Raw genomic sequence first — 19,579 nt, 5'->3', positions numbered from 1 at the left:
CAGCACACCCCCAAGGAGACAGCACCATGAGAAATCGCACCCTCACCGTCCTCGCCGTGGCCGCCGTCACCGCCGTGCTCACCGGCTGCTCGAGCGGCGCCGCGGGCAGCGCGGACCGGCAGACGGCTCTGACCGACCTGAAGATCGCGAAGAGCAGCGCCGCGGCGGACCTGCTGCCCGCCGACATCCAGAAGGCCGGCAAGCTCGTCATCGGCGTCGACCCGACGTACGCCCCCAACGAGTTCAAGGACAAGAACGGCGACCCGATCGGCTGGGAGATCGACCTGATCGACGCCGTCGCCGCCAAGCTCGGCGTGAAGACCGACTACCGGGTCGCCAAGTTCGACAACATCGTCCCGAGCATCCTGGGCGAGAAGTACGACATGGGCCTCGGCGGCTACTACGACACGAAGAAACGCGAGGAGACGCTCGACATGGTCGACTTCTTCACCGCGGGCAACCAGTTCGCGTCCCCCTCGGCGAAGCCGATCACCGACGAGCTCGACGTCTGCGGCCTGAAGGTCGCCGTGCAGAACGGCGGCTCCGCGCCGCTCGTCTACCTGCCCGAGGTGGACAAGAAGTGCGAGGCGGCGGGCAAGCAGAAGGTCACGCAGCTCGGCTACGACACGCAGGACGACGCCACCGCTGCCGTGACGCTGGGCCGAGCGGATGCCATGGTCGCCGACTCCCCCGTCATCGGTTACGCGGCCAAGCTCAGCAAGGGCAAGCTCGTCACGTCGCCGATCTACGACTCGCTGCTCTCGGGCACCCCGGTGAAGAAGGACCGCGGCGAGTTCGCCCAGGCCATCCTCGCCGCGCTGGAGGACCTGCAGAAGGACGGCAGCTACACCAAGATCCTCACCTTCTGGGGCGTCGAGAACGGCGCGCTCGACACCATGCAGATCAATGGCGCGACCGAATAGCGCCTCCGGCGCCGGTCTCCACCCGGTGACCGGCGCCCCTGCGATCCGCTCGACGCCGGTCCGCCATCCGTGGCGGGCCGTCGCCGGCGTCGTGATCATCCTCGCCATCGTCCTGTTCGTCATCGACGCCGGTCGACGGGAGGCCTACGACTGGGCCGCGTTCGCGGAGTACCTCTTCGACCCTCGCATCGTGCAGGCCGCCGGCGTCACCCTGCTCCTCACCGTGCTCTCGATGATCATCGCCGTCGTGCTCGGTGTGCTCCTGGCCGTGATGCGGCAGAGCCCGAACCCGATCCTGCGCTGGGCGTCGGGCGTGTTCATCTGGATCTTCCGCGGCACCCCGGTCTACGTGCAGCTGGTCTTCTGGGGCCTGCTGTCGACGATCTACCGCACGATCGAGATCGGCATCCCGTTCCAGCAGCCGTGGCTGGTGTTCGAGAGCATCGACCTGTTCGACGTGTTCTGGATCGCCGTGTTCGGCCTCGCGCTCAACGAGGCCGCCTACATGGCCGAGATCGTGCGCGCCGGCCTGCTGTCGGTCGATCTGGGACAGAAGGAGGCCTCCACGGCTCTGGGGCTCACCCGCGCCCAGACCATGCGCAAGATCGTGCTGCCGCAGGCGATGCGCGTGATCATCCCGCCGACCGGCAACGAGGTCATCTCGATGCTGAAGACCACCTCCCTCGTCACGGCGGTGCCGTTCAGCCTCGACCTCTACACGCGCTCGCGGGACATCTCGGCGGAGACGCTGAACCCGATCCCGCTGCTCCTGGTGGCCTCGGTCTGGTATCTGGCGTTCACCTCGCTCATGATGATCGGCCAGCACTTCCTCGAGCGGCGCTTCGCGCGCGGCTTCGACCAGCGCGGCGGGGAGCACATCCCGGAGCCGATGCCCGAGACGGCGCCCTTCGGCGCGGGCGACGCGGATCCGTCCGCTCCGCCCACTCCCCCCACTCAGACGGAAGGAGCGGGACGATGACCGGCACCGCGACGGGCCTGCGGCCGATGGTCCGGGCCGAAGAGGTCCACAAGGCGTACGGCAACCACCACGTGCTCAAGGGCGTCTCGCTCGATGTGCAGCAGGGCGAGGTCGTCTGCGTGATCGGGCCGTCCGGATCGGGCAAGTCCACCTTCCTCCGGTGCATCAACCACCTCGAGAGCATCGACGGCGGCCGCATCCTGGTCGACGGCTCCCTCATCGGGTACCGTCAGGCCGGCGACCGGCTGCACGATCTGGGCCCGAAGGAGGCCGCGGCGCAGCGCCGCGACATCGGGATGGTGTTCCAGCGCTTCAACCTGTTCCCGCATCTGTCGGTGCTGGAGAACGTGACGACCGCGCCGATCATGGTCGGCGGCCAGAAGCCCGACAAGGCGGCGGCGCGCGCCCGCGAGCTGCTCGACCGGGTCGGCCTCGGCGCCAAGGCGAACGCCTACCCGGGTCAGCTCTCCGGCGGCCAGCAGCAGCGGGTCGCCATCGCGCGTGCTCTCGCGATGGAACCGAAGCTGATGCTGTTCGACGAGCCCACCTCGGCGCTCGACCCCGAGCTCGTCGGCGAAGTGCTCGACGTGATGAAGGGCCTGGCCCAGTCGGGCATGACCATGGTCGTCGTCACGCACGAGATCGGCTTCGCCCGCGAGGTCGGCGACACCCTGGTGTTCATGGACGGCGGCGTCGTGGTCGAGTCCGGCGACCCGCGCGCGATGATCGCCGACCCGCAGCACCAGCGCACCCGCGCGTTCCTCTCCCACGTGCTCTGACCTCCACCATCCGTTCCGGACTTCTGTACGCTCACGCACGGCGTGTCGCGTGCACGAGTCCGGAACGGATGGCGACGCGTCAGGAGGCGGACTCGGCGCGCAGCTTCGCGATCTCGTAGAGCGTGACGCTCACGGCGATGCCGGCGTTGAGGGACTCGGTGGCGGCGCTGATCGGGATGGAGACAACGGCGTCGCAGGTCTCGGTGACGAGCCGCGACAGCCCCTTGCCCTCGCTGCCGACAACGATGACGACCGGGCGGTCGGCGAACGACAGGCCGGGGAGCGCGATGTCGCCGCCGCCGTCGAGACCGAGCACGAAGACGCCGGCCTGCTTGAACGCCTTCAGCGTCTGGGTCAGGTTCGCGGCCATCGCGACGGGCGTGCGCGCCGCCGCCCCGGCCGAGGTCTTCCACGCCGAGGCGGTCATGCCCACCGAGCGGCGCTGCGGGATGATGACACCCTGCCCGCCGAACGCAGCGGTGGAGCGGATGATCGCCCCCAGGTTGCGCGGGTCGGTGATGCCGTCGAGGGCGACGAAGAGCGGCGTCTGGTCCGTGCGGAGGGTGGCGTCGAGCAGCTCTCCGGGGTGCGCGTACTCGTACGGCGGCACCTTGAGGGCGATCCCCTGGTGCACCGCGTCGCGGCCGGCGAGCCGGTCGAGCTCCGGGCGCATGATCTCGAGCACCGGGATGCCGCGGCCCGTCGCGATGGAGAGGATCTCCTTCATGCGGTCGTCCATCTCCACCCGGGCGGCGATGTAGAGCGTCGTGGCCGGGATGCGCGCGCGCAGGGCCTCGAGCACCGAGTTGCGACCCGTGACGATCTCGCTCTCGTCCCCGCTCTTCGCGCGACGGGCGGCACCGGATGCGCCACGCGGCGCGGCGTCGCGGCCGCCCCGGCCCGCCTGCTTGGCCGCTGCGCGCTCGCGCAGCACCTTGGCCTTGTGCGCGACGTGGTACTCGCGATCCTCCGCCTTCGGCGTCGGCCCCTTGCCTTCGAGCGCTCTGCGCCCGTTGCCTCCGCTGCCGACCTGGGCGCCCTTGCGCCCCTTCCTCACGGCGCCGCCGCGGGACTTGCCACCCGAACTCTTCATGCTTCGATACTCCAATGCGACCCCGTCGGGGTGTCTTCGATGGTGATGCCCGCGCCGATCAGCTCGTCGCGGATGCGGTCGGCAGAGGCGAAATCGCGCGCCTGCCGGGCGGCCTGACGGTCGTCGAGCAGTCGCGAGACGAGCTGGCCGAGCGCCGCGTCGGCGGCGGACGAGCCGGATCGGCTCCACTGCGGGGACAACGGGTTGATGCCCAGGACCTCGGTCATCGCGAGGGCCTGACCGCGCGCGGTGGCGGCGGCCTCCAAGTCTTCCGCATCAAGTGCGGCGTTGCCTGAACGCACGGTGTCGTGCAGCACGGCGAGCGCCTGCGGCACGGCGAGGTCGTCGTCCATCGCCGCGGCGAACGCGTCGGGCACGACTTCCGCGCCGCTGCCGGCGAACCGGGTGCCGGCCAACCGCCGGTCCACGCGGTCGAAGAATCCGGCGATGCGGTCGAGGGCCGCCTCCGCCTCGGCGAGCGAGCCGTCGTGGAAGTCGATGGTCGAACGGTAGTGCGCCGAGCCGAGGTAGTAGCGCACGACCAGGGGACGCGCGGCGCCGAGCAGATCGGCGGCGTAGACCGAGTTGCCGAGCGACTTGCTCATCTTCTGGCCGTTCACGTGCACGAGGCCGTTGTGCACCCAGTAGTTGGCGAACGCGTCGCCCGCGGCAGTGGACTGGGCCAGTTCGTTCTCGTGGTGCGGGAAGCGCAGGTCGAGACCGCCGCCGTGGATGTCGAACTGCGGGCCGAGATAGCGCCGCGACATCGCGGAGCACTCGATGTGCCAGCCCGGGCGGCCGTCGCCCCAGGGGGACGGGAACGCCGCCGACGCGGGCTCGTCGGCCTTGCGGCCTTTCCAGAGCGCGAAGTCGCGGGGGTCGCGCTTGTCGCGCGGGTCGGCGTCGGCGGCCGCCTCCATGTTGTCGATGCTCTGCCGGGTGAGCGCCCCGTAAGTCAGCCAGCTCGTCACGTCGAAGTAGACGTCGCCCGAGCCGTCCGCCGCCGCGTACGCGTGACCGCGCTCGATCAGGCGCTCGATGATCTGCTGCATCTGCGGGATGCTGGCGGTCGCCCGCGGCTCGTAGGTCGGCGGCTGCACGCCGAGCGCCGTGTAACCCGCGGTGAACTCGAGCTCGTAGCGGTAGGCGAGCGCCCACCACTCCTCGCTGCTGCCCTCCGCGCGGGCCGCTTCGGCGTTGAGGAGGATCTTGTCGTCGATGTCGGTGACGTTGCGCACGAGGGTCACCTCGAGGCCGCGGTAGGTCAGCCACCGGCGCAGCTGGTCGTAGACCAGGGCCGAGCGCAGGTGCCCGATGTGCGGCGACGACTGGACGGTCGGGCCGCAGACGTACATCCCTGCTTCGCCGGGGCGGAGGGGGACGAAGTCGCGCAGGGCGCCGGCCTTCGTGTCGTAGAGTCGCAGAGTCACGGCATACAGCCTACGGGCCGCGCGCTCCCTGCGCTCAGCGCGGGAGCAGCAGGCCGGTCGCGAGAGCGGCGACGCCCTCCCCGCGGCCGGTGAAGCCGAGGCGGTCCGTGGTGGTCGCACTGACCGAAACGGGCGCTCCGAGGACCGCCGACAGGGCCTCCTGCGCCTCCGCCCGCCGCGGCGAGAAGATCGGCCGGTTGCCGATGATCTGCACCGAGACGTTGCCGATGCGATAGCCGGCGGCCTCCACCAGCCGCCGGGTCTCGGCGAGGAAGACCGCACCGCGGGCGTCCGCGAAGCGCGGGTCGCCGGTGCCGAAGACGCTGCCGATGTCGCCGAGGCCCGCGGCCGAGAGCAGCGCGTCGACGATGGCGTGCGCGACCGCGTCGCCGTCGCTGTGACCCGCGAGGCCCTTCTCCCCCGGCCAGTGCAGGCCGGCGAGCCAGAGCTCGGCGCCGGCGTCGAAGGCGTGCGTGTCGCTCCCGAACCCGATGCGGGGCGCTCCGGAGGCTGCGGAGGCTCCGGGGGCTCCGAGCAGCTCCTCCGCCCGGCGCAGGTCCCACGGCGTGGTGATCTTGAACGCGTGCGCGTCGCCCGGCACGACGGCGACGGGATGCCCGGCGGCGGCGACGAGCCCGGCGTCGTCGGTCTCGTCGCGCTCGGCGGCCGCGTAGGCGGCCAGCAGCTGGTCGCGGGGGAACCCCTGCGGTGTCTGGATCGCCGAGAGCTCCGACCGGTCGACGGTCTCGTGCACCGCGCCGTCGCGCGACACCCGCTTGATCGTGTCGCTCACGGGCAGGCCGGGGATCACCCCGTGCCCGGCCGCACGGACCGCTGAGACGACCGCGTCGAAAAGGGAGGAGGGGGTGAGCGCGCGGGCCGCGTCGTGGACGAGCACGACCTCCACCGTCGGAGCGAGCACCGCCAGACCGGCGGCGACGGAGCGCTGACGGGTGTCGCCTCCGGCCACGACGTCGAGGCGGGCCGATCCGCCGAGAGCGGCGTCGGCGAGTGCCTGCGCCTCGGGGACCCGCTCGGCGGGGGCGACGACGATCGTCTGCGCGGGTTCGGCCATCCCGTGCACCGCGTCGAGCGATCGCTCGAGCAGGGTGCGGCCGGCGAGGGCGACGAACGCTTTAGGGAGCGCGGCGCCCAGACGCGTGCCGCTTCCCGCGGCGACGACGACGACGGCCACGCGGGGGTCCGGGATGCTGCTGCTCACCCCACGAGACTACCGGGACACCCCTGCCGCCCGGCGGTGGGCCGGGCGGCAGGGGCGCGTGCGGTGCGGGCGGAGCAGGTCAGGCCGAGCGGCGCCGGCGGCTCCGGCCTCCCCGGGCCAGGAGGGCCGTCGCTCCGCCTCCGAGGAGGAGCAGCGCCAGCACCGCGGCCGTGACGGGCAGCGTGCTTCCCGTGTCGGCGAGGCCGCCGACGGCTCCTGCCCCACCGGTGGCGGCGGACGCTGCGATCACGACACCGACGCTCCAGAGCTCTCCCGCCGCCGTCCGGACCACGAGCCGGTGCGCACCGGCCGCGGCATCGACGGGGATGGTGCCGAGAAGGGTGACCGCGCGACCGTCGCCGACCGCCGACGCGATGGTGACCGGCGTCGAGTGGAACTCGAGCGCGTACTCCGTGCCGACCACGGTCGGGTCGACCGTGATCGTCACCGCGTCCCCGGGCTTCAGCGTGGCGCCGTCAGTCAGGGCACGCCCGGAGGCGTCCACCGCTCCGGTGACGGCCGCGGCGGGCTCGGGAGCCGCAGCCCCGACGACGACGGAACCGGAGTCGGCGGTCGCCGTCTCGTATCCATCGGCGGAGGCCGTGACTGAGACGCTCAGCGGAAGGCCCTCGTCCGCGGCCTGCGGTGTGTACGACGCGGCGGCCGACTCGGTCACGACCGCGACCCCGTCGACCAGCCAGGTGTAGCGGAGGGTCGCGTCGGCCGGATCCGAGGTGGGCTTCGCCGTCACCGGCTCGGCGACGCGCGCGCCGCCGAGGTCGGCCACCGCGAGCGCGATCTGTCGCGTCAGCGTCACGGTGTAGGCGGTGCTCGATGCGCCGTCCTCGCTGGTGACGGTGACCGAGCCCACGAACCCGTTCGCCCCGGAGGGCTGGACCACGGCGACCGCGGCCTTCCCGTCCACGGGGACGGCGGAGAGCCGGGGCACGGCCGCTCCTCGTGTGTTCACGGTGTACGCGGTCGTCCCCGTCGCGAAGCCGGCGACCGGTTCACCGTCGACGGTCAGCGCGGCGAGTCCTGAGACGGTGCCCGTGCCGGCGGTGCGCGCGTAGATCTGGACCTCGGCGATCGTCATGTGGGTGTTGGCGTACGCGGTCATGACGACGCGGACCTTCGAGGTGTTGACCCCGCCGAGCACGACGTCGACGATCGGCGCCGTCCCGTCGGAGGGGATCGGCACGGCGACCGGTGAGCCCGGCGCGTCGATCCATGCACCCGAGTCGTCGGCGTACTGGACGGTGATCTGGCTGGGCCAGCTCGTCGTCGATCCGTCCTTGTAGGCGTAGAGCGTGAGATGGTTCACGGTCTGCGTGCTGCCGAGGTCGTAGGTGAGGGTGCTGGAGGTCGGCTTGTTCGTCGACACCCAGTTCGACCAGCCCTTGTCGGCGAGGTTGCCGTTCCGGGTGTTGTCGGCCGAGTAGCCGCTCTCGGTGGAGGTCGCGCTCGCCTTCACCGCGGCGTCCGTCGCGACATTCCGCTCCGACGGGCTCGTGACGATCAGCGACAGCGTCGCCGGGAGCGACGGAGCGGCCGGATCGTTCGAGACCGCGGTGCCCGGGACGGTGACGACCCCGACGGCGGCGAGCGACGCGTCGGTGACGGAGCTCCAGTCCCAGGTGACGGCCGCGTCGTGCGTCGCGCCGCTCGCGCCGACGTGCGCCGGAACCGTCGCGGGGGCGCTCGCACGCACCGCTGCGGCGGAGACGCCGGCGAACGTGGTGAGCGAGACCGGGTCGGTCCTGCTGTATCCGCCGACGTCGACGGTCGCGATGGCGGAGTCGAACGCGTGGCCGAAGAGATCGGTTCCCGCGCCATGGATCGTGATCGAGCCGGGGACGCTCCAGTCGGCTCCTGCCGTGTCCCACGTCACCGGGACGGGCGAGCCGGCCCCGCTGCGGTACACCGGGACGACGGTCGCGGGCAGGGCGGGCGCCGTTCCCGCGAGGGTGGCGACGGTCACCGGCTGCACCGAGACGAGAGCGGTGTCCTGGATGGTCCAGAGCTGGTTCGTGCCAGTGTTCGAGCCGTAGACCCCCACGGGCGCGTTCTCGGCCGTCGACTGGCCGCCGACGTCGAGCACCGAGCCGGCGGCGACGCTCAGGAGGCTGTAGCGGGCGCCGTCGACGGTGGACAGCATCCATTGGGCCGCGGGGTCGGCGGCGGCCGCGTCGGGTGCGAGCGCCTTCACCGCGGTTCCGGCGGTGGTGGCCGTGAGGTACCGGCCGGAGCCGTCCTGCAGCGTGTAGCGCTCCGTGTTGGCCGCTCCCTGGGTCAGCTTGCGCACGGTCCACGCCTGGGTGGAGGCGGCGGACGCGGTGGTCGCGGACGACGTGATCGTCGCGGTTCCGGCAGTGCTCCCGGTCAGGTTCTTGCCGCTCTGCACGCCGCGGAGCTGGTAGGTCTGCCCGTCCTGCAGCGGCACGGCCGTGTCGGCCACCCCGTGCACTCCGCGGACGACGAGGGTCGTCACCGACTTGGCGGGCACCGCGACGCGGGCGGTCTTGGCCGCGGCATCCACCGGGACGGCCGCCTTCTGAACGAGCGCGTTCGCGGTGGGGTCGCTCGCGGGCGACTCCGTGGTGACGATCGGCGTCACGGTCGCACCGGCGTCGATCGCGCCGAACTTGGCGAGGTCGAGGGTGAGGTCCTCCGGCGCGGTGCCGGCGTTCGTGTGGACCAGGGTGACGGAAGTCCCGTCGGCGCCGAGCGCCGTGGTGGTCGCCGTGTTGGTCGAGGGGATGATGTGATCGCCCGGGCGGATGTAGTGGGTGAAGTTGCGCACCGTGTTGTACTTCGCGTTGGTCACGACCTTGCACGACGGGTCGGCGTCGCCGTCGGCGAGGCGCCGCACCGAGTTGCCGTCGGCGTTGCAGTCGAAGTCGATGTCGATGCTGCCCCAGTTGAGCTTCTCGACCTTCTGCATGTTGTAGTAGTCCTCCACCGGCTGCCAGAAGACCCAGGCGCTCGGCTCGAGCTCGCGCAGGTCGTCGGTGATGCGGGTGGCCATGCCGATGCCGTTGTTGATGTTCGTCTGGTTGTTGACGCCGGTGCCGTCCCAGTCGCCCTCGACCTCGCTCATCCAGAGGTCCTTGCCGTTGGCCTTCGCGACGTCGCGCACCTGGGTGCGGCCGCTCGTGCCGTACGTGTGCACGTTGAGCTGGTCGACGGCGGCCTTGGACTGCTGCGACCAGCCGTTCCAGTCGGTCATGAAGATGGAGGGGTTGGTCTCGTCCATCGCGGAGATGTGCGCGCCCGTCGTGGTCCCCGCCTTCGCGAGCTCCGCCTGCAGGGCCTTGATCACGGTGTCCTGCAGCGCCGGGCCCATGTGGGCGCCCTCCTGGCCGCCCTTCTTGGGCCAGCCGGTGCTCGAGTCGATGTTCGTGCCCCAGTAGTTCGTGTTGGGCTCGTTGAACGGGTCGATGCTGTCGAAGGCGATCCCGCTCGTCTGCTCGATGTGCTGGACGACCGCCTTCAGGTAGGTGACGTAGTCAGCGATGCTCGACGTCTTCAGCTGGTCGTTGGCCGCGGTGAAGTTGCCTGAGACGTAGCCGCTGTTGGTCATGAAGTACGGCGGCGAGTTGCTGAACGCCTCCCACTTCGTGATCCTGTCCTTCAGCGCGTCGATCCACCAGCGCTGGGTCGCGTCGGCCGTGAAGTCGTAGGAGGCGGGGTCGTCCGCATCCCACGCGGCGCCGAGCCGGTTGCGGTCGGCGTAGGTGCTCGTGATGGCGCCCTGGGCGTCCGTGGCCGTGACATCGGGGTTCCACCAGCCCTCCACGGCGCCGCCGGCGCGCAGGTAGGGCGGCACGTCGGTGGCGTTGCCGCCGCCGATGTTGTAGCGGGCGATGTTGAGGTTGAGTCCGTCGCTGCCGAAGACCTTGTCGAACAGGTCCTGGCGAACGGCCTCGGGGTAGCCTCCGGTCGCGTTGGCGAACCAGGCGAGGCTGGTGCCCCAGCCTTCGAAGGCGGCGTTCTGATAGGCGGGGTTGGGGTTGATCGTGACCGCGGAGGCGGTCGCGGCTGCAGCGGTGCTCGGGCTGCCGGGGATGCTCGTGATGCTCCCGGCCGCGGCGAGGGAGCCGACGGCGAAGGAGGCGAGCAGCAGCCGTCGAAGACGTGACGACACTGTCAGGTGACCTTTCGATTCTGGTGATGTTGACGTCAACATGTTTACGTCAACATGGCCGAGTCTGGCCTAACCCGTGAACAAAAGTCAACGATCAGTGCCGACGGGGTCTCCGCTTCGACGGCATCCATTCCGCCGCAGGCATGCCCGGTGAAACGTATACGGCCCCGCGACCAGAAGGTCGCGGGGCCGTGAGAACGAAGGTGAGCAGCCTAGGAGGCGAGGACCTCGTCGAGAAGGGTGGAGGCCTTCTCGTCATCGGTCTTCTCGGCCAGCGCGAGCTCGGAGATCAGGATCTGACGAGCCTTCGCCAGCATGCGCTTCTCGCCGGCCGACAGGCCGCGGTCCTGATCGCGGCGCCAGAGGTCGCGGACGACCTCCGAGACCTTGATGACGTCGCCCGACGCCAGCTTCTCCAGGTTCGCCTTGTACCGGCGCGACCAGTTGGTGGGCTCCTCGGTGAACGGGGCGCGCAGGACCTCGAACACGCGGTCCAGCCCCTCCTTGCCGATCACGTCGCGCACTCCGACGAGGTCGACGTTCTCGGCGGGGACCTCGATGGTCAGATCGCCCTGCGTCACGTTGAGCTTGAGGTACAGCTTCTCTTCACCCTTGATGATTCTTTTCTTGACCTCGGTGATCGTTGCAGCACCGTGATGGGGGTAAACGACGGTTTCGCCAACCTCGAAAAGCATAGATATGTTGTCCCTTCAGCAAAGAATAGGATACCACACGAGCCACATGCTAAGGTTCGCCCTCGCACCTCCCGCGGGCCCCGGGACGCCCTCGCGCATACGCTAAACTCGACTCGAATCTCCGCTTCCTGACAGGGCTGCACCGCGCCGTCGAGCGGAACGATCAGGAGGGTCATCCAGTGAAAGCTCGAGTCGCGGCGTCCGTCGTCCTCGCCCTGACGGTTGCGTTCGGCACCGCGGGTTGCGGGCTCATCGCCCCGCAGGCCACCACGAAGCACTACGACGCGAGCGACGGGGTCAGCGGGAGCGTCGGCACCATCGACGTGCGCAACGCCATCCTCGTGACCGACGCCTCGGGCGGCACGGTCGGCAGCCTGGTCGTGACCCTCGTGAACACCGGCTCGACCGCGCAGAAGGTCGCCGTCACCGGCGGCGACAAGAGCGGCGAGGCCGCCTACGTCACCGTCGACGCCGGCCAGACCAAGAAGGTCGGCACCGACCCCGAGTCGACCTCCGGCAACGTCTTCTTCACCCCGTTCTCCGCCCTCCCGGGCAGCCTGTACCCCGTCTACTTCCAGTACGGCGACCAGACCGGCGTCCAGCTGCAGGTCCCCGTCCTCGACGGCGGTCTCACCGAGTACAAGGACCTCGTGCCGCCGACGGCGCTCCCGACTCCGACGCCGACTCCGGCGATCTCCGAGACCCCGGTCCCGACGGAGACCCCGGCTCCGTAGTCCGGACCCCGCACGCAACGACGAAGCCGCCCCTCATCGCGAGGGGCGGCTTCGTCGTATGCGGCGGTCGGCCGGCGGCGGTCAGGCGTTGAAGCGGTAGCCCAGCCCGCGAACCGTCACGAGCATCTGCGGTTCCGACGGGCTCTCCTCGATGCGCGAACGGATGCGCTTGATGTGCACGTCGAGCGTCTTCGTGTCGCCGAAGTAGTCGCTCCCCCACACGCGGTCGATCAGCTGACCGCGGGTCAGCACGCGCCCGGCGTTGCGGAGCAGCAGCTCCAGCAGCTCGAATTCCTTCAGCGGCATGGAGATCTCGGAGCCGTTGACGGCGACGGTGTGGCGGTCCACATCCATCCGCACGGTGCCGGCCTCCAGGATGCCGTCGTCCTCGATCTCGTCCGCTTCGACCCGGCGGCGCAGGACGGCGCGGATGCGAGCGAGCAGCTCGCGCGACGAGTACGGCTTGGTCACGTAGTCGTCGGCGCCGAGCTCGAGCCCGACCACGATGTCCACCTCGGAGTCCTTGGCGGTCAGCATGATGATCGGCACGTTCGAGCGCGAGCGGATCTCGCGGCAGACCTCGGTGCCCGGGATGCCCGGGAGCATCAGGTCGAGCAGCACGAGATCCGAGCCGTCCTTGTCGAACTCGGCCAGCGCGGTGGGGCCGTCTTCGGCGACCGTCACCTCGTAGCCCTCTCGGCCGAGCAGGTACGCGAGCGGCTCGCTGAGCGCGGCCTCATCCTCGACGAGCAGGATGGATGTCACTTGTTCTCTCCTATCGGGGGGCGAACGGTGGAAGCTTCTGGCAGTCGGATGGTGAAGGTGGAGCCGCGCCCCGGCTGCGACCAGACGCGGACCTCGCCGCCGTGGTTCTGCACGGCGTGCTTGACGATCGAGAGGCCGAGTCCGGTGCCGCCGGTGTTGCGCGACCGGGCCTGGTCGACGCGGAAGAACCGCTCGAACACGCGATCCAGGTCGTCCTCGGGGATCCCCTCGCCCTGGTCGGTGACGGCGATCTCGACGACGCCGTCGAGGGTGCGCACGCCGATCCCAACCCGGGACTCGTCGGGAGAGTACTGGATGGCGTTCGAGATGAGGTTGTCGACGGCCGTGACGAGCAGCTTCTCGTTGCCGAGCACCTCGGCCGACTTCTCGCCGCGCATGGCGATCTCGATGCCGCGCGCTTCGGCCGCCACCCGGTTCTGGTCGATGGCGGACTTCACGATCTTGGCGGCGGAGAGCGTGTGGGCATCCCCCAGGGCATCCGTGGCCTGGAGCCTGCTCAACTCGATGATGTCGCGGGTGATGCGGGCGAGCCGCTCCGCCTCCTCCGACAGCCGGTGCGCGAAGCGGCGCACCTGCTCGGGATCGTCGGACGCGCCGTCGAGCGCTTCCGCCAGGAGGCCGACGGCGCCGATCGGCGTCTTCAGCTCGTGGCTGATGTTCGCGACGAAGTCGCGGCGTACGGAATCGAGCCGGAAGGATTCGGTGCGGTCCTCCGCGAGCAGCAGGATGTACCGCGAGCCGAGACGGGCTACGCGCACGCTGAGGTGGATGTTCGCATCGCCGAAGGGGCCGCGCGCCAGCTCGCAGTCCTCCGTGACCGGCTCGCCGGAGCGGCGCACGCGGTCGACGAGCGCGATGAGGTGCGGGTGGACGAGCGTCCCGCTCCAGACCAGGCCGATGGCGTGGGCGCCCGGAGAGGCCTTGATGACGTTGTTCGAGGGGTCGAGCACGACTCCCGCCGACTCCATCGCGTCGAGCACCTGATCGACACCGTCCGGTACCGCGGGGTTCACCACCGCGGCCGCATGGTCGCCCCGACGGGCGGCGATGTGCAGGATCCACACGAAACCGGCGCCGACGGCGAGGCCGAGGCCCAGCGAGAGCAGCACCAACCAGGCGGAGTCCATGTCGCAAGCGTATGGGATGGTGGAACACACGCTCTGCCGCGTGCCCCGTTTCGGCGCGTGTTTTCGCGGGTACGTTAAACAGTGTTCAGGCTGCGGGCACCGACTGTTAACCTGATGCGGCGAACATCGAGAACGGGGTCAGATGACCCCCGCATCCCGCGTGCCCGCGCACGCCCAGGAAGGATCCCACCCCATGCGCGAAGTGTTCCAGCAGGAGCTGGCCGACGTCCAGGACCGACTCGTCGAGATCGCCGAGCTCGTCGTCCACTCCATCCAGCAGGCGACACGGGCGTTCAACGAGTCCGACGTCTCGCTCGCCGAGGACGTCATCGCCAACGACCACAAGATCGACGAGCTCACGGTCGTCCTCGACGAGCTCTCCATCCAGATCCTCGCCCGGCAGCAGCCTGTCGCGCGTGACCTCCGCATCGTCGTCAGCGCGCTGCGCATCAGCGCCTCCCTCGAGCGGATGGGCGACATGGCCGAGCACATCGCCCAGCTCGCCCGCTACCGGTTCCCGGACAAGGTCGTGCCGAAGGGTCTGCGCTCCACCTTCGCCGAGATGGGCCGTCTCGACGTCGCCATCGCGGAGAAGCTCGCCGAGCTGCTCCGCACGCAGGACATCAGGCTCGCCGACGAGATCCGCAACGATGACGACGACGTGGACGAGCTGCACGCCAGCGTGTTCGACAAGGTCCTCGGCGAGACGTGGAAGGGCCAGGCCGTCGACACCGTCGACGCGACCCTCGCCTCCCGGTACCACGAGCGCTTCGCGGACCACGCGGTCTCGATCGCCAAGAAGGTCCAGTACCTCGCGACCGGCGACTGGGCCCCGGAGCTCGCCTCCTGATCCCGGGTCACCCCTGACACGAAAAACCGCCGAGCGGGCGAATGATCTGCCCGCTCGGCGGTTTTTCGTGTGCTTCGTGCCTTCTCGGGGCTACTTCTTGCCCTGGGCGGCGACCGCGGCGGCGCCGGCGGCCGCGGCCTCCGGGTCGAGGTAGTACGCGGGCTCGACCGGGCGGAAGTCCGCGTCGAGCTTGTAGACGAGCGGGATGCCGGTCGGGATGTTGAGCTCGGCGATGTCGTCGTCCGAGATGCCGTCGAGGTGCTTCACCAGGGCGCGCAGCGAGTTGCCGTGCGCGGTCACCAGCACCGTCTTGCCCTCGACGAGGCTCGCCGTGATGTCGGACTCCCAGTAGGGCAGCATCCGGTCGATGACGTCCTTCAGGCACTCCGTGCGCGGGAGGTCGGCGCCCAGACCGGCATAGCGCGGGTCGTGCGCCTGCGAGAACTCGCTGTCGTCGTCCAGCAGGGGCGGCGGGACGTCGAACGACCGGCGCCACAGCTGGAACTGCTCGGGACCGTACTTCTCGAGCGTCTCGGCCTTGTCGAGGCCCTGGAGGGCACCGTAGTGGCGCTCGTTGAGGCGCCAGGAGCGCTTCACGTCGATCCAGAGGCGGTCCGAGACGTCGAGCGCGTAGTTCGCGGTCTGGATCGCCCGCGTGAGCACGGAGGTGTAGAGGATGTCGGGCTGCAGGCCGGACTCGGCGAGCAGCTCGCCGGCACGCTTGGCCTCGGTGACGCCCTGCTCGCTGAGCCGGACGTCCACCCAGCCGGTGAACAGGTTCTTCTGGTTCCACTCGCTGTTGCCGTGGCGGAGGAGGATCAAAGTGTAGGGCGCGGACATGCTCCTAATCTACCGTGCCGGGTACGGCAGACTGGAGCGATGGCTTCCGGTGCGATCGGCACGGTGACGCGTGGCACGACCAACACCAACCGGCTGCGCCGCATCGACCGCTGGGTCGCGGCCCAGCCGGTCCTCCGCCGCACCACGGACCCCCTCGTCGTCGACCTCGGCTACGGCGCGAGCGGGGTGACCGCGCTCGAACTGCAGCAGCGCCTGGCGAAGGCACGGCCGGACGTCGAGGTCGTCGGCCTCGAGATCGAGCCCGCCCGGGTCCGCACGGCCGAGGAGCAGCTCGTCGCCGTCCGGGCGGGGCGGACCGGCTTCGCCGCCGACGCCCGCATCCGCTTCGCCGTCGGCGGGTTCGAGGTCCCCCTCCCCGACGGTCGGCGGGCTGCGGTCATCCGCGCGTTCAACGTCCTGCGCCAGTACGACGAGTCGCAGGTCCCCGCCGCCTGGGAGCGGATGCGCTCGCGCCTGCAGCCCGGCGGGCTGCTGGTCGAGGGCACCTGCGACGAGATCGGCCGGATCGCCAGCTGGGTCGCCCTCGATCCGGACGGGCCGCTCTCGCTCACGGTGTCCCTGCGGCTGCGCGGGCTGGACGCGCCGTCGGTCGTCGCCGAGCGGCTGCCGAAGGCCCTCATCCACCGCAACGTGCCGGGCGAGCGTGTGCATGCCTTCCTCGCGGACCTGGATCGCCTGTGGCGCATCCACTCGCCGCTGGCCGCCTACGGGCCGTCGCAGCGCTGGATCGCCGTCGCGCAGGGCATGCGCGACGCGGGCTGGCCGGTGCGCGGCGGCCGTACGCGCTGGCGTCTCGGCGAGCTCACCGTCGACTGGGACGCCGTCTCTCCCGCGTAGCCTGCCTCGCGCATTCGTGCCGAATGTCGACTTCGGACGCCGTGTTCGCGACATTCGGCACGAATGTCGCGCGCGTCAGGCGCGGGGACGGCGGGTGACGGCACCAAGTCGCGGCAGATGCGGGACCTGCGCTTCGGCGCCGGCTCCAGGAGGCACGACGACCTCCTGCGCGGCCGCGACGGGAGTGCCGTCGGCGTCGACCGTGAGCGTGGCGTCGGGTGCGGTGCTGCGCTTCACCACGGCGAGCGCGATCGGGCCGAGCTCGTAGTGCAGAGCCGTGGAGGTCACGGTTCCGACCTCCTTCTCGCCGAGCGTCACCGAGGCGCCGCGCGCGGGATGCGCGCCCTCGGAGCCGTCGAGGTGGAGCATCACGAGGCGGCGCGGCGGATGACCGAGGTTGTGGACCTTGGCCACCGTCTCCTGCCCGCGGTAGCACCCCTTGTCGAGGTGGACGGCGCTGCGCAGCCAGTCGAGCTCGTGCGGGATGGTCCGCTCGTCGACCTCCGTCGCGAACCGCGGGCGCCAGGCGGCGATGCGCAGCGCGTCGGCCGCGGCGGCTCCGGCGGCGACGAGCTCGCCGCTCTCGACGCGGGCGACGATCGAGTCGAGCGCGTCGCGCGGCACGAGCCGCTCGCTCCAGGTCCAGCCGGCTCCGGGATGCTCGCCCTGCGCGTACTGGTGGCCTCCGGCCGTCACCGACCGCCAGGGGTCGTGCCAGACGAGGGGGACGCCGTTCGGGGCGGCGATCGGCAGCGGCGGGTCGCCGAGGGTGCCGATCGTGGCGAGGTCGTCGGTCCGGTCCGCCAGTTCCACGCGGAGCATGAAGCGCATCCGGTCGAGCCACGAGAGCAGCCCCTCGGCCTCGGGGCGGTCGACCAGCAGCCAGAGCGTCTCGCCGTCGTCGAGGAGCCGCACCGCGTGCTCGACGCGGCCCGTGACATCCAGCAGCAGGGTCTCGGACGACTCTCCTGGCTGCAGACGGCCCAGCGCCTGGCTGGTGATCGAGTTGAGCCAGCTGAGCCGGTCGGGGCCGGTGACGGTGAGGACGGCGCGGTCCGAGAGGTCGACGATGGCCCGGCCCTCGGCGAGGGCGCGCTGCTCGCCGAGCGGGTTGCCGTAGTGGGCGGGCACGCCGGGCTCGGCCGTCACGGTGGGGACGGCCGCCGCATCGACGGCCCCCGGAAGCCGGAGGAACGGGGAGGAGGTCATCATTCCGCCTTGGCGAGGCGGGCGGAGGCGTGCGTGCGCAGCTCCTGCCCGAGGGCGGCGATGTCCCACGCCCAGAGGAGGTGGTTCTCGACCAGGCCGTAGAGACGCGTCGCGGCGGTGTACTCCTTGGCCCCCGCGGTGCGGAGCACGGCGTCGGTCGCGAGGTCGATGCGCGGGCCCTTCACCTGGCCCAGGTACAGCTCGCTGACGCCGTCCGGGTGGATGACGGAGACGTCGATGTCGAAGGCGCCGTTGGCGTTGCGCAGCGTCTCGACCGCCTGCGCGGTGCCGAACGGGCGCGGTCCCGTGCCTGGGAGCATCGCCGGCCCCTGGTCGCCCTCGATGAGCTTGCGGCTCAGCCGCCAGTAGCCCGTCTCGGCGGCGAGCGGCGTCTTCTCCTCGTCGAGGATCCACGAGGTCGACGAGTAGTTGAGGTACGCCTGCCCGTCGTGGCTGAAGCTCACGCACTGCCCGAACTCGAGCTCGGTGTGCTCGTCCTCGATGGCGTAGTCGAGCACGCCGGTGCCCTCCCAGACGCCGATGAGCCAGGAGAGCGGAACGAGCTCGGAGGGGAGGTCGGTCGGGATCTCGATCATGACGTGACCGCTCCCCCGCCTAGCGCTGGCCGCGGAAGAGGTTGTAGACGACCAGTCCGGAGACGCCGAGGATCGCGAGCGTGGCCAGGCCCAGCAGGCCGACGAAGAAGAGTTCGAGAGCGACGAGCATGTACAGAGTCTATGTCAGCTCGCGGCCGCGACGAGGGCAAGGACCGCGCCGGTGATGCCGAGGATGACGAAGCTGCCGGTCAGCGTCGCCGCGAGCCGGTTGACGAAGCCGTCCTTGCGCTGGGTCGCCAGCTGGGCGGCGAAGGCCAGCAGCACGCTCACACCGAGCGCGAGGGAGAGCCACGACGCGTACGCGGAGTGCGGGGAGAGCGCGCCGATCAGCACGGCGAGCACGATCGAGACGGCCCAGACCGATCCGACGCTTCCGTAGAGCACGGCTCGGGGCATGGGCTCCGGCGGCTCGGCGGCCGCGGCGGGGCCCTGCGGGTGCGGACCGGGCCCCGGCAGATCCGGCCCGGGCGCGCCGTTGGCGATGTCGCTCATGGACCCATTGTGCCCTGCGGAAGGGACCCGCGGACGGCCGGCGCATGCATTTCGGGTAGCATTGCGGCACCGAGAGGGTGGAGGACCTGGGTGGCGCAGCTGTTGATCCTCACCTCTGCGCCCGACGCGGAGGTGCTCCCGTCGCTCGCCCTCCTCAGCCACCGCACGCGCCAGATCCCGGCCGAGCCGGCGGCTCTCGTCAACGCTCCGAGCTGCGACCTGATCTTCGTCGACGCGCGGCGCGACCTGGCCAGCGCGAAATCCCTGTGCAAGATCCTCACCACCACCGGTGTGACCGTGCCGCTTCTGCTCGTCCTCACCGAAGGCGGCCTCACCGCCGTGAGCGCGGACTGGGGCGCCAGCGACGTCGTGCTCGACAACGCCGGGCCCGCCGAGATCGACGCCCGGATCCGGCTCGCGATCGGGCGCCAGACGCAGGAGCACTCGCAGAGCAAGATCCAGGCCTCCGGGATCACCATCGACGAGGCCAGCTACTCGGCCAAGGCGCACGGCCGCCAGCTCGACCTCACCTTCAAGGAGTTCGAGCTCCTCCGCTTCTTCGCCACCCACCCGTCGCGGGTCTTCACCCGCGAGCAGCTGCTCAGCGAGGTGTGGGGCTACGACTACTTCGGCGGCACGCGCACGGTCGACGTGCACGTGCGGCGGCTGCGGGCCAAGCTCGGCGACCTGGAGTCGCTGATCGGCACGGTCCGCAACGTGGGCTACCGCTTCAACGTCTACGACGACGACAACGACCGGGTGCCCTCCAGCGTCCACAGCTGAGGTGTGGGGTACGCG

Annotated in this window: 18 protein-coding genes; 7 read left to right on the top strand and 11 right to left on the bottom strand. The window is 70.7% G+C overall.

Annotated features, from left to right (window positions below):
- Window positions 1-26 precede the first annotated feature (26 nt).
- Genes ACFVU2_RS16545 through ACFVU2_RS16535 form a run of 3 tightly spaced genes read left to right on the top strand, consistent with a single transcriptional unit; the run spans window position 27 to window position 2,681 of the window.
- Window positions 27-923, top strand: coding sequence for an ABC transporter substrate-binding protein (locus ACFVU2_RS16545; RefSeq protein ID WP_387876472.1), 897 nt, complete (start codon window positions 27-29; stop codon window positions 921-923).
- Window positions 907-1,902, top strand: a complete 996-nt coding sequence (locus tag ACFVU2_RS16540) for an amino acid ABC transporter permease (protein ID WP_387876470.1) — start codon at window positions 907-909, stop codon at window positions 1,900-1,902. Before ACFVU2_RS16545 ends, ACFVU2_RS16540 begins: the two co-directional genes overlap by 17 nt.
- Window positions 1,899-2,681 carry an amino acid ABC transporter ATP-binding protein gene (locus ACFVU2_RS16535; protein ID WP_387876468.1) on the top strand — a complete coding sequence of 261 codons (783 nt, stop codon included), beginning with the start codon at window positions 1,899-1,901 and terminating at the stop codon, window positions 2,679-2,681. Before ACFVU2_RS16540 ends, ACFVU2_RS16535 begins: the two co-directional genes overlap by 4 nt.
- 79 nt (window positions 2,682-2,760) lie before the next feature.
- Here the strand turns inward: ACFVU2_RS16535 and rlmB are convergent, their stop codons facing one another.
- The 5 genes from rlmB to ACFVU2_RS16510 all read right to left on the bottom strand — a co-directional run bounded on the left by rlmB (window position 2,761) and on the right by ACFVU2_RS16510 (window position 11,268).
- The gene (gene rlmB, locus ACFVU2_RS16530; RefSeq protein WP_387876465.1) at window positions 2,761-3,774 is read right to left on the bottom strand and encodes a 23S rRNA (guanosine(2251)-2'-O)-methyltransferase RlmB; all 1,014 of its coding nucleotides are present in this window, start codon (window positions 3,772-3,774) and stop codon (window positions 2,761-2,763) included.
- The gene (gene cysS / locus ACFVU2_RS16525) at window positions 3,771-5,204 is read right to left on the bottom strand and encodes a cysteine--tRNA ligase (protein WP_387876463.1); all 1,434 of its coding nucleotides are present in this window, start codon (window positions 5,202-5,204) and stop codon (window positions 3,771-3,773) included. Before cysS ends, rlmB begins: the two co-directional genes overlap by 4 nt.
- Window positions 5,205-5,238: 34 nt before the next feature.
- Window positions 5,239-6,426 (bottom strand): 2-C-methyl-D-erythritol 4-phosphate cytidylyltransferase, encoded by a 1,188-nt coding sequence (ispD, locus tag ACFVU2_RS16520; RefSeq protein WP_387876460.1) that lies wholly within the window; start codon window positions 6,424-6,426, stop codon window positions 5,239-5,241.
- A 79-nt stretch (window positions 6,427-6,505) separates the two neighbouring features.
- On the bottom strand, window positions 6,506-10,573 hold the full coding sequence (locus tag ACFVU2_RS16515) for a glycoside hydrolase (RefSeq protein WP_387876457.1): 4,068 nt from the start codon (window positions 10,571-10,573) through the stop codon (window positions 6,506-6,508).
- Window positions 10,574-10,785: 212 nt separating this feature from the next.
- On the bottom strand, window positions 10,786-11,268 hold the full coding sequence (locus ACFVU2_RS16510) for a CarD family transcriptional regulator (protein ID WP_090040831.1): 483 nt from the start codon (window positions 11,266-11,268) through the stop codon (window positions 10,786-10,788).
- A gap of 179 nt (window positions 11,269-11,447) precedes the next feature.
- On the opposite strand from ACFVU2_RS16510, the gene ACFVU2_RS16505 reads away from it, so the two are divergent.
- Window positions 11,448-12,002 carry a hypothetical protein gene (locus ACFVU2_RS16505; protein ID WP_387876454.1) on the top strand — a complete coding sequence of 185 codons (555 nt, stop codon included), beginning with the start codon at window positions 11,448-11,450 and terminating at the stop codon, window positions 12,000-12,002.
- A gap of 81 nt (window positions 12,003-12,083) precedes the next feature.
- Here ACFVU2_RS16505 and ACFVU2_RS16500 read toward each other — a convergent pair whose 3' ends face one another.
- Window positions 12,084-12,767, bottom strand: a complete 684-nt coding sequence (locus tag ACFVU2_RS16500; RefSeq protein ID WP_387876451.1) for a response regulator — start codon at window positions 12,765-12,767, stop codon at window positions 12,084-12,086.
- Window positions 12,764-13,915 (bottom strand): sensor histidine kinase, encoded by a 1,152-nt coding sequence (locus ACFVU2_RS16495; protein WP_387876449.1) that lies wholly within the window; start codon window positions 13,913-13,915, stop codon window positions 12,764-12,766. Before ACFVU2_RS16495 ends, ACFVU2_RS16500 begins: the two co-directional genes overlap by 4 nt.
- Window positions 13,916-14,108: 193 nt before the next feature.
- Between ACFVU2_RS16495 and phoU the strand changes: the two genes are divergently transcribed.
- Window positions 14,109-14,765: a phosphate signaling complex protein PhoU gene (gene phoU / locus ACFVU2_RS16490; protein WP_387876448.1), complete on the top strand. Its 657-nt coding sequence runs from the start codon at window positions 14,109-14,111 to the stop codon at window positions 14,763-14,765.
- 90 nt (window positions 14,766-14,855) lie between these two features.
- Here the strand turns inward: phoU and ACFVU2_RS16485 are convergent, their stop codons facing one another.
- Complete coding sequence (locus ACFVU2_RS16485; RefSeq protein ID WP_387876446.1) at window positions 14,856-15,605, bottom strand: phosphoglyceromutase; 750 nt, start codon at window positions 15,603-15,605, stop codon at window positions 14,856-14,858.
- Window positions 15,606-15,644: 39 nt separating this feature from the next.
- On the opposite strand from ACFVU2_RS16485, the gene ACFVU2_RS16480 reads away from it, so the two are divergent.
- Entirely contained in the window at window positions 15,645-16,463 is an 819-nt protein-coding gene (locus ACFVU2_RS16480) for a class I SAM-dependent methyltransferase (protein WP_387876443.1), read from the top strand.
- A 75-nt stretch (window positions 16,464-16,538) separates the two neighbouring features.
- Here the strand turns inward: ACFVU2_RS16480 and ACFVU2_RS16475 are convergent, their stop codons facing one another.
- The 3 genes from ACFVU2_RS16475 to ACFVU2_RS16465 all read right to left on the bottom strand — a co-directional run bounded on the left by ACFVU2_RS16475 (window position 16,539) and on the right by ACFVU2_RS16465 (window position 18,781).
- Complete coding sequence (locus ACFVU2_RS16475) at window positions 16,539-17,672, bottom strand: YgfZ/GcvT domain-containing protein (RefSeq protein ID WP_387876442.1); 1,134 nt, start codon at window positions 17,670-17,672, stop codon at window positions 16,539-16,541.
- Complete coding sequence (locus tag ACFVU2_RS16470; protein WP_387876439.1) at window positions 17,672-18,268, bottom strand: FABP family protein; 597 nt, start codon at window positions 18,266-18,268, stop codon at window positions 17,672-17,674. The genes ACFVU2_RS16475 and ACFVU2_RS16470 overlap by 1 nt, the downstream gene beginning before the upstream one ends.
- A 144-nt stretch (window positions 18,269-18,412) precedes the next feature.
- Entirely contained in the window at window positions 18,413-18,781 is a 369-nt protein-coding gene (locus tag ACFVU2_RS16465; RefSeq protein WP_387876436.1) for a hypothetical protein, read from the bottom strand.
- Window positions 18,782-18,871: 90 nt separating this feature from the next.
- Here ACFVU2_RS16465 and ACFVU2_RS16460 point away from each other — a divergent pair, with 90 nt between their 5' ends.
- Entirely contained in the window at window positions 18,872-19,564 is a 693-nt protein-coding gene (locus tag ACFVU2_RS16460) for a DNA-binding response regulator (protein WP_387876433.1), read from the top strand.
- Window positions 19,565-19,579 lie beyond the last annotated feature (15 nt).

This window comes from Leifsonia sp. NPDC058194, assembly GCF_042883605.1.
Classification (GTDB): domain Bacteria; phylum Actinomycetota; class Actinomycetes; order Actinomycetales; family Microbacteriaceae; genus Leifsonia.
Note: the sequence above shows the minus strand (reverse complement) of the source record. Positions and strands in the feature narration are given on the sequence as shown.

What these genes read in the sequence shown, in the direction of transcription:
- ACFVU2_RS16545 (WP_387876472.1), top strand. Translation starts at nt 27, where the DNA reads ATGAGAAATCGCACCCTCACCGTCCTCGCCGTGGCCGCCGTCACCGCC.
- ACFVU2_RS16540 (WP_387876470.1), top strand. Translation starts at nt 907, where the DNA reads ATGGCGCGACCGAATAGCGCCTCCGGCGCCGGTCTCCACCCGGTGACC.
- ACFVU2_RS16535 (WP_387876468.1), top strand. Translation starts at nt 1,899, where the DNA reads ATGACCGGCACCGCGACGGGCCTGCGGCCGATGGTCCGGGCCGAAGAG.
- rlmB (WP_387876465.1), bottom strand. Translation starts at nt 3,774, where the DNA reads ATGAAGAGTTCGGGTGGCAAGTCCCGCGGCGGCGCCGTGAGGAAGGGG.
- ACFVU2_RS16510 (WP_090040831.1), bottom strand. Translation starts at nt 11,268, where the DNA reads ATGCTTTTCGAGGTTGGCGAAACCGTCGTTTACCCCCATCACGGTGCT.
- ACFVU2_RS16495 (WP_387876449.1), bottom strand. Translation starts at nt 13,915, where the DNA reads ATGGACTCCGCCTGGTTGGTGCTGCTCTCGCTGGGCCTCGGCCTCGCC.
- phoU (WP_387876448.1), top strand. Translation starts at nt 14,109, where the DNA reads ATGCGCGAAGTGTTCCAGCAGGAGCTGGCCGACGTCCAGGACCGACTC.
- ACFVU2_RS16485 (WP_387876446.1), bottom strand. Translation starts at nt 15,605, where the DNA reads ATGTCCGCGCCCTACACTTTGATCCTCCTCCGCCACGGCAACAGCGAG.
- ACFVU2_RS16480 (WP_387876443.1), top strand. Translation starts at nt 15,645, where the DNA reads ATGGCTTCCGGTGCGATCGGCACGGTGACGCGTGGCACGACCAACACC.
- ACFVU2_RS16475 (WP_387876442.1), bottom strand. Translation starts at nt 17,672, where the DNA reads ATGACCTCCTCCCCGTTCCTCCGGCTTCCGGGGGCCGTCGATGCGGCG.
- ACFVU2_RS16470 (WP_387876439.1), bottom strand. Translation starts at nt 18,268, where the DNA reads ATGATCGAGATCCCGACCGACCTCCCCTCCGAGCTCGTTCCGCTCTCC.
- ACFVU2_RS16465 (WP_387876436.1), bottom strand. Translation starts at nt 18,781, where the DNA reads ATGAGCGACATCGCCAACGGCGCGCCCGGGCCGGATCTGCCGGGGCCC.